The sequence below is a fragment of the Paraburkholderia tagetis genome (assembly GCF_022213065.1).
Lineage (GTDB): Bacteria > Pseudomonadota > Gammaproteobacteria > Burkholderiales > Burkholderiaceae > Paraburkholderia > Paraburkholderia tagetis.
In genome coordinates this window covers 139,787-147,954 of record NZ_JAKLJA010000015.1, presented here as the reverse complement: position 1 = coordinate 147,954, position 8,168 = coordinate 139,787, and the positions used below count along the sequence as shown (strand labels likewise).

Here is an 8,168-nt window from a genome sequence, read left to right as displayed (position 1 = left end):
CCGTTGCCACACGATCATGAACTGCGTCGACGTCTGCCCGAAGGGGCTGAACCCGACGAAGGCGATCGGCAAGATCAAGGAACTGATGGTCCGCCGCGCGGTTTGAGGCTGCGGTACTGAAACAAGCGAAACAAGCGATCTGCTGGACGGCACGCAGCGTCCGGATGCCAACCACACAGACCGCTTGATCGCGGGCATCCTCAATGCGCGAGGATGCCCATCGCCTGCTTTTTCAGATCCAGGAAGTGCGGATCGAATGCGACCTCCGGCGTGCGCGGGCGTTCCAGCTCGATCGGTACGTCGAGTGCGACCTTCCCCGGCCGCGCCGAAAGCACGACGAGGCGCGTACCGAGAACGATCGCTTCGTCGATGTCGTGCGTGATGAACACAATGGTGCAGTGCAATTGATCCCATAGCGAGGTCAAGAACGTCTGCATCGAGCTGCGAGTCTGCGCATCCAGCGCACCGAAGGGCTCGTCCATCAGCAAGACCTTCGGCTTCATGACGAGTGCTCTCGCAATCGCCACGCGCTGCTGCATGCCGCCCGACAATTGATAGGGCTTGTGCTTCGCGAAAGACTCCAGACCAATGATGCGCAGGATTTCAGCCGAAGCCTGCCGCCGCTGTGCCTTGGTCGTCGTCTTCAGTGACAGCCCGAACTCGATGTTCTCTTCCACGCTAAGCCAGGGAAACAATCCCGCCTGCTGGAACACCACAACCCGATCGGCACCCGGCCGATCCTTGACCTCACCGTCGATATAGATGTTGCCACGCGAGGGCGACTCGAGACCGGCCAGCAGATGCAGCAACGTCGTCTTTCCGCATCCGGAAGACCCCAGCACAGTGACGAATTCGCCACCCTGAAACTGCAAGTTGATGTTTTCCAGTGCGGTAATGGCACCGAACGTTTTGTACAGGGAATCGATGACGATATTCAAGTGAGTCTCCTGCGTGGCGATTCAACACTCAATGGGTAAGGTGTTTGGCGTACTGCGGCGCGACGTTGTTGTCGAAGTTCGCCGGAACTGACGGGATGCGACCGATCTGGTTGAGCACCTTCGCGGTATTGACCAGCGTGAGGTATGTCGCAGAGGTTTTTACGCCTGCGTCGATACCCATGACTTTGGGCGTCGTCTGATCGGCGCCGGAGAACAGCTCGTAGCCGTCGAGTTCGCCTTTGGCCACGGGCACCGTCACCCCGGTTGCGTGCGCCATCTCGGCCAGCGCCTTGTCGCGATCCTTCATCGTCACCTGGTAGCCCGCGTCGAGCGCGGAGACGAAACCGCTCACCAGGTCCGGATGGGCCTTCGCCCAGTCGGAGTTTGCGATGCAGACGTTATAGCTTGAAGATTCTCGCGGCAGATCGCCGTCGGTCTTGATCGCTTTTCCCCCAGACGCGCGCAGCGCACTGAATACCGGATCCCAGACGATCGCCGCGTCGATCGCGCCGGTAACCCACGAGGTGCGCATCTGCGGAGGCGCCATATTGATTTGGGTTACTGACGAATACGGCACCTTCGCCTGAGCGAGGAAGGTCGCCAGTTCGAACGAGGCCTGCGAGCCGGCAACAATGGCAATATTCTTGCCTTTCAATCCAGCGACGTCGTGAATGCCGGAGTCCGGTTTGACCACAATGCCGGCTGCGTTCGTGTAGCGCTCCTGGTTGTACACGATGGCCATTGGCAGGCCCTGCGCAATGGCCGTGACAAGCGGTGGGACGCCAAGGCCGCACATGAACGTGAGACTGTTCGACGCCAGCGCGCTCATCGCCGCCGGACCAGAGCTGAAGAGCTTGTACTGGACGTCGGCCTTCATATGCTTTTCAAACAGATGTTCTTCCATCGACACCATATACGGATCGGCGCCGTTGTCCTCGTAGCCGATAATGACCTGGGGCTTGCTCTGAGCCTGAGCGGCACCCGACATCAAATAACCAGCGGCAAGTACCACCGCGCTCGTAGCCTGGATCCATTGCATCTTTTTCATTTTTCGTCTCCTCTGATCACCCGATCAGTTATGTCCGCGCCAAGGCACAACGAAGTTCTCGATCTTGCGAATCACCAGCTCCATGCCATACCCGATCAACCCAATGATCACGATACCCACGATCACGATGCCAACCTGAAGGGCTTGTCCGGCGAACTGCACGAGCCAGCCCAGCCCGCTGCTGGCCGCGATCAGTTCAGCGGCAACCAGACAGGTCCAGGCCACGCCGATACCCACCCGCATGGCAGTGAAAATCTCCGGCATCGCCGAAGGCAGTACGACCCTGCGGAATATTTGTGCGTTTGTTGCCCCCAGCGTGCGAGCAACCGAAATACGCAACGGCGGCGTGCTCTTCACCCCCGACATAGTGCCGATGATGATGACTGGAATGGTGCCGACCAGGATCAGGATGGCTTTAGGCAACTCACCGATACCGAACCACACCACCAGCAGCGGAATATACGCAAGCGGCGGAACCGGTCGAACGAACTGCAGCAATGGATCGATGATGTCGAATATGATCTTGTTGCGTGACATCAGCAGCCCTACAGGAACGCCGATCGCGATCGCGCCAACGAAGCCTATGACGATGCGAAAACAACTAACGAGAACGTCGCTGACGAGCGACTGGCCGCCATATCCGTTGTGGACGATTTCGACAAAGGCTTGCCACACCGCCACTGGCGAGGGCAGCGCGAACGCAGGAAATACGCCCGCCATCGATACCGCCTGCCAGATCAGGATGGATACCACCAGTACAGCAGTGGTAAGCCAGTAGGAATTAAACTGGGTTCTGGCGCGGCGAATCTTGATCACCGGCTCTATCGGCGCCTCGGCATGATGCTTCAGTCTGGGTAGGGCTCTCACCGCGGTCTCCTCAAGTTGAAAAAAAATGAGCACGAAGGAACGCCCTTCGCCACACAATTCGTATCCGCGATGCGCGGATAACACAGACCATTTATTGTTGAGTCCTTCTGCCAGACCACGTGAGTCGATTCTCCCCGTGGCCCTGACCGACGAATAGCTAAAAATTCTATTTTCTGTCTCGCTTCCAACTTAAAAGCTAACCTAAAGTATAGGCAGCAGCGGCGATGTCGCATTCAGGTTTCGAGACCTTGTTGCATGTGGTGGCTCGCCCGTTTGATCAAGCATCCTCATTCGATAAAGTAGCGGGTAGTACCAGGCGGGAGGATCCTATGGATCCAGTCCGATGAGCCTTGCTTGTCTGCTATTGCGGCGCGCCGCTGGAACAATCAGCCCGATTTGTTCCGATTATTTCGACTTCCATAAACGACTTTTCATGGTCGGGTCGAACAGCTTTCCTCTGCTGAATAATGCCGACCCTCGACGGCCGGCCCGCGACGGCGCTCCCGCTTTCGGGTTCCCCCTGGCCCAGGCGAAACGCCTGAACTGGCGCTACCTCCGCAGACGTCCGCCCGCTAACGTGTCGATATACGGTGTGGCATGCCGCATTTGTAGGGCGCCGGGTACGGGTCACGCACGTTTTGGAACAAAACGTTTCATTCCATTTCAGATTCACCCATCAAGAACGGAATCGCTTGATCCGCAAAACGCCGCGAATAGCATTCGATGCATAGCGTTCAAAGCGCATTCGAAAACAGGCCATTCCGTCACACGACAACCGGAGACAGCTGATGAGCGACAAGACCCCCAACCAGACGGCAACGGCCAATGGTCCGCAGGACATGACCCCCTCCGAAGCCTTCGTCGAGACCATGGCCGCCAATGGCGTGACGGACATGTTCGGCATCATGGGCTCCGCGTTCATGGACGCCATGGACATCTTCGCGCCCGCTGGCATCCGCCTCATTCCCGTCGTTCACGAACAGGGCGCCGCGCACATGGCCGACGGCTACTCGCGCGTCTCGGGCCGTCACGGTGTCGTGATCGGCCAGAACGGCCCCGGCATCAGCAACTGCGTGACGGCCATCGCAGCCGCGTACTGGGCCCACAGCCCGGTCGTGATGATCACGCCCGAAGCGGGCACCATGGGCATTGGCCTCGGCGGCTTCCAGGAAGCCAACCAGTTGCCGATGTTCCAGGAATTCACCAAGTACCAGGGCCACGTCACGCACCCCGCGCGCATGGCCGAATACACCGCGCGCTGCTTCGATCGTGCGATGTCCGAAATGGGCCCCACGCAGCTGAACATTCCGCGCGACTACTTCTACGGCCAGATCAAGGCCGAGATTCCGCAGCCGCGCCGTCTCGATCGCGGCGCCGGCGGTGACGAGAGCCTGAACGAAGCGGCGGAATTGATTGCGAGTGCGAAGTTCCCGGTCATCATCTCCGGTGGCGGCGTGGTGATGGGCGATGCGATCGAGGAATGCAAGGCGCTCGCCGAGCGTCTGGGCGCGCCGGTCGTCAACAGCTACCTGCACAACGACTCGTTCCCGGCCAACCATCCGCTGTGGTGCGGCCCGCTCGGCTACCAGGGCTCCAAGGCGGCGATGAAGCTGATCTCGCGCGCCGACGTGGTGATCGCGCTCGGCTCGCGTCTCGGACCGTTCGGCACGCTGCCGCAACATGGTATGGACTACTGGCCGAAGAACGCAAAGATCATCCAGATCGATGCCGACCACAAGATGCTAGGCCTCGTGAAGAAGATCTCGGTGGGCATCTGCGGCGATGCAAAGGCCGCGGCGATTGCGCTGACCGAACGTCTCGCGAACCGCAAGCTCGCGTGCGACGCCACGCTTGCCGAGCGCGCCAACGAGATCGCTGCCGAGAAAGCTGCATGGGAGAAGGAACTCGATGGCTGGACGCACGAGCGCGACGCCTACAGCCTCGACATGATCGAAGAGCAGAAGCATGAGCGCCCGCCCACGGGTGGCGAGTATCTGCATCCGCGCCAGGTGCTGCGCGAGCTGGAAAAGGCCATGCCCGAAGACGTGATGGTGTCCACCGACATCGGCAACATCAACTCGGTCGCCAACAGCTACCTGCGCTTTAACAAGCCGCGCAGCTTCTTCGCGGCGATGAGCTGGGGCAACTGCGGTTACGCGTTCCCGACCATCATCGGCGCGAAAGTGGCGGCACCGCACCGCCCGGCTGTCTCGTATGCGGGCGACGGCGCCTGGGGCATGAGCCTGATGGAAACGCTCACCTGTGTGCGCCACAACATTCCGGTGACGGCCGTGGTGTTCCATAACCGCCAGTGGGGTGCGGAGAAGAAGAACCAGGTGGACTTCTACAACCGCCGCTTCGTGGCGGGCGAGCTCGACAGCCCGAGCTTCGCCGGCATCGCGAAGGCGATGGGCGCCGAAGGCATCGTGGTGGACAAGCTGGAAGATGTTGGTCCGGCGCTCAAGCGCGCGATCGACATGCAGATGAACGAAGGCAAGACGACCATCGTCGAGATCATGTGCACGCGCGAGCTTGGCGACCCGTTCCGCCGCGATGCGCTCTCGAAGCCGGTGCGCCTGCTCGACAAGTACAAGGACTACGTCTGAGGCGTCCGTAGCGGCCCGCGCGCAGTTTCGTTGTAGTTGGGTAGCAGTTGTAGTTGCGCGCGGGCTCGCAGGCCGGCCGCAGGCGGCACCCCTGCCTGCGGCCGCTTTCGTTTTTTCGTCCGCTTTTCCCATGACACCATGAAAGCCCTGAACCGAATCGTCGAAGGCGCACGCACGTCGCCCATGCGCATCGTGCTATGCGAGGCCGAAGACGCACGCGTGCTCACCGCCGCCGCGCGCGCGAGCCAGCAAGGCACCGCGCGCGTCCTGCTGGTGGGCGACCCCGACGCCATCCGTGCGACCGCCGCGCGCGAGTCGATCGACCTCGGCGAGATGACGCTGATCGACCCGCAAGCGAGCGCCTGGCGCACGTCGTTCGCCGACGAACTCGTCGCGCTGCGCGGCGCCAAGGGCATGACGCCCGCGCTCGCGTGGGACGAAGCCGCCAAGCCGCTCAACTTCGCCAACCTGATGGTGCGCCTCGGCCACGCGGACGGCTCCGTGGCGGGCGCGCTCCACACCACCGCCGACGTCGTGCGCACGGCCATCCAGCTCATTGGCGTGGAGCCGTCGTTCAAGCTCGTCTCGAGCTTCTTCCTGATGATGCTGTGCGAGCCGTTTCATCGTTACAAAGGAGGACTGATCTTCTCGGACTGCGCGCTCGTGGTGGACCCCGACGCAGGGCAACTCGCCGAAATCGCCATGGCCGCCGCCGATAGCGCGCGCAGTCTGCTGATGGAGGAGCCGCGCGTGGCGATGCTCTCGTTCTCGACGAGCGGTAGCGCCCATCATGCATCGGTGGACAAGGTGATCGAAGCCACCCGGCGCGTGCATGCGCAACGCCCCACGCTCTGCGTCGACGGCGACGTGCAACTCGACGCGGCGCTGGTAGCGGAAATCGCCGAGCGCAAGATCGAACATTCGCAATGTGGCGGCCACGCGAACGTGCTGGTGTTTCCGAACCTCGACGCGGGGAATATCGGCTACAAGCTCGCCGAGCGCCTGGGCGGCGCCAAGGCCATCGGCCCGCTGCTGCAAGGGCTCAACCAGCCCGCCAACGACCTCTCGCGCGGCTGCAGCGCGGAAGACATCTTTTACGTGATCGCCGTGACGGCGGTCCAGGCGCAGACGGCCCGCCAGCGCGCCGCCACTCACTCGAAGGAACCCCACGCAGCATGATGCACGAGAAGGTCCTGGTGCTGATCGCCGTAATCGGCGCCGCCAGTTATTTTCAGACGATCACGGGCTTCGGCCTGAGCATGATCGTCATGGGCGCGACAAGCGGCTTCGACCTCGCGCCCGTCGCGAGCATCGCGACGCTGCTGAGCCTCGTCACACTCACGAATAGCGCCACCGCGTTGCACGGCAAACTCAACCATATCGACTGGCGCGCGGTGGGCGCCACGACACTAGGCGCACTGCCTGCGGTCGTGGTGGGCGTGCTGCTGCTCGATTACATGAGCGCTTCGGCGTCCAGCGTGCTGCAATTGCTGCTGGGCGCCGTGGTGCTGTACGGCGGCTTGAGTTCCGCGCTACAGCCCGCGCCGCTCGCGCAGCGCTCGGACGACCGCAGCTTTTTCGTGAGCGGCGTGTGCGGCGGACTGCTGAGCGGCATGTTCGGCATGTCGGGGCCGCCGCTCATTTTTCAGTTCTACCGGCAGCCGCTCAAGCTGATTGAAATTCGCTGCGCGCTCATTCTCATCTTCGCGGTCACGTCGCTTACGCGCGTGCTGTTCAACGCGTATCAGGGACGGCTTGGTTTGTCGATCTGGATCGAGGCGGCCATTGCCGCGCCGGTCGTCATGCTCATGACGATCGCGGCGCGCCATTATCCGCCGCCGCTTTCTTCGGTCACGACGCGGCGACTTGCGTTCGGGGTGCTGATGGCGATTGGGGCCTCGCTCGTGCTGGGTGCGATCAGGGCGATGATCTGAGACCCAGGACATCCAGATAGGTGACGAGCGAGCGCTCCACGGCTTGCGCGACGAGGCGCGTGATTGCGCCGAAGTCCGCGCTCACGCAGGCCTCATCGAGCGCATCGTAGTAGCTCAGGCGGTCTTCCTTGCGGATGATCGCCGGTGGATAGCCAGCCTTCATGAGCTCGAAATTGAGCAGCAACCGCCCGGTGCGGCCATTGCCGTCCACGAACGGATGAATCTTCACGAAGCGCGTGTGCAGCTCGGCCGCACGCACAAGCGGGTGCAGATCTGCAGCGCCTTCGTGCCACTGGATCAGTGCGGCCATCTCGGCAGGTAGATGCAGAAAATCCGGCGGTGTTGTGCTCGCGCCAGCGATTACGACGTTCTCCTCGCGATAGCGCCCGGCCTGTCCGTCGTTGATGCCCTTCAGCACCAAGCTATGGATATTCCGGATCTGCCATTCAGAAAGCGGCTCGTCCCGCGCGACGATTTCCTCCACATAGAGAATCGCGTCACGGTGATTCGTTGCCTCGAAGTGCTCGCGTAGTGTCTTCCCGCCTACTGTGATGCCCTCGAGCACGACTTTCGTTTCGCGCAACGTCAGCGTGTTGCCCTCGATGGCGTTCGAGTGATAGGTCCACTCCAGCATCAGCTTCTCGCGCAGCGACGCCAATGTATGCGGCGGCAAAGGGCGCGCCGCGTCCAGCTTTGCCTTGTCAGCGTCGATCGCCGCAAGCAGCGCGTTGAAGTGGGAATGCATCACGTTCTCTGGGGAAGGTAATCTGTCGAA

General features: G+C 61.6%; 7 protein-coding genes and 1 pseudogene. 4 read left to right on the top strand and 4 right to left on the bottom strand.

The genetic code is table 11. The annotated features are described in order from the left end of the window. Positions 1–106 (top strand): annotated as a pseudogene (gene sdhB, locus L5014_RS19260) (succinate dehydrogenase iron-sulfur subunit); the annotation flags it as partial. A gap of 94 nt (positions 107–200) precedes the next feature. Here the strand turns inward: sdhB and L5014_RS19255 are convergent. Genes L5014_RS19255 through L5014_RS19245 form a run of 3 tightly spaced genes read right to left on the bottom strand, consistent with a single transcriptional unit; the run spans position 201 to position 2,853 of the window. Continuing rightward, positions 201–938 (bottom strand): ABC transporter ATP-binding protein, encoded by a 738-nt coding sequence (locus L5014_RS19255; RefSeq protein ID WP_238465332.1) that lies wholly within the window; start codon positions 936–938, stop codon positions 201–203. 28 nt (positions 939–966) lie between these two features. After that, positions 967–1,986, bottom strand: coding sequence for a taurine ABC transporter substrate-binding protein (locus tag L5014_RS19250; RefSeq protein WP_238465331.1), 1,020 nt, complete (start codon positions 1,984–1,986; stop codon positions 967–969). A 24-nt stretch (positions 1,987–2,010) separates the two neighbouring features. Then, positions 2,011–2,853, bottom strand: a complete 843-nt coding sequence (locus L5014_RS19245) for an ABC transporter permease (protein WP_238465330.1) — start codon at positions 2,851–2,853, stop codon at positions 2,011–2,013. A 788-nt stretch (positions 2,854–3,641) separates the two neighbouring features. Here L5014_RS19245 and xsc point away from each other — a divergent pair. From xsc to L5014_RS19230, 3 genes are all read left to right on the top strand, one after another. Further along, complete coding sequence (gene xsc / locus L5014_RS19240) at positions 3,642–5,459, top strand: sulfoacetaldehyde acetyltransferase (RefSeq protein WP_238465329.1); 1,818 nt, start codon at positions 3,642–3,644, stop codon at positions 5,457–5,459. A 138-nt stretch (positions 5,460–5,597) separates the two neighbouring features. Then, on the top strand, positions 5,598–6,638 hold the full coding sequence (gene pta, locus L5014_RS19235) for a phosphate acetyltransferase (protein WP_238465328.1): 1,041 nt from the start codon (positions 5,598–5,600) through the stop codon (positions 6,636–6,638). After that, positions 6,635–7,393 (top strand): sulfite exporter TauE/SafE family protein, encoded by a 759-nt coding sequence (locus L5014_RS19230; protein ID WP_238465327.1) that lies wholly within the window; start codon positions 6,635–6,637, stop codon positions 7,391–7,393. The genes pta and L5014_RS19230 overlap by 4 nt, the downstream gene beginning before the upstream one ends. On the opposite strand, the gene L5014_RS19225 is transcribed toward L5014_RS19230, so the two are convergent. Beyond that, a complete protein-coding gene (locus tag L5014_RS19225) occupies positions 7,377–8,138 on the bottom strand; it encodes a Fic family protein (protein WP_238465326.1) in 762 nt (253 codons plus the stop codon). The two genes, L5014_RS19230 and L5014_RS19225, sit on opposite strands and share 17 nt — an antisense overlap. Positions 8,139–8,168 lie beyond the last annotated feature (30 nt).

Bases quoted from the DNA above. Each gene is read 5' to 3' on its own strand.
- L5014_RS19250 (WP_238465331.1), bottom strand. From the start codon at position 1,986: ATGAAAAAGATGCAATGGATCCAGGCTACGAGCGCGGTGGTACTTGCC.
- L5014_RS19225 (WP_238465326.1), bottom strand. From the start codon at position 8,138: ATGCATTCCCACTTCAACGCGCTGCTTGCGGCGATCGACGCTGACAAG.
- L5014_RS19230 (WP_238465327.1), top strand. From the start codon at position 6,635: ATGATGCACGAGAAGGTCCTGGTGCTGATCGCCGTAATCGGCGCCGCC.
- pta (WP_238465328.1), top strand. From the start codon at position 5,598: ATGAAAGCCCTGAACCGAATCGTCGAAGGCGCACGCACGTCGCCCATG.
- xsc (WP_238465329.1), top strand. From the start codon at position 3,642: ATGAGCGACAAGACCCCCAACCAGACGGCAACGGCCAATGGTCCGCAG.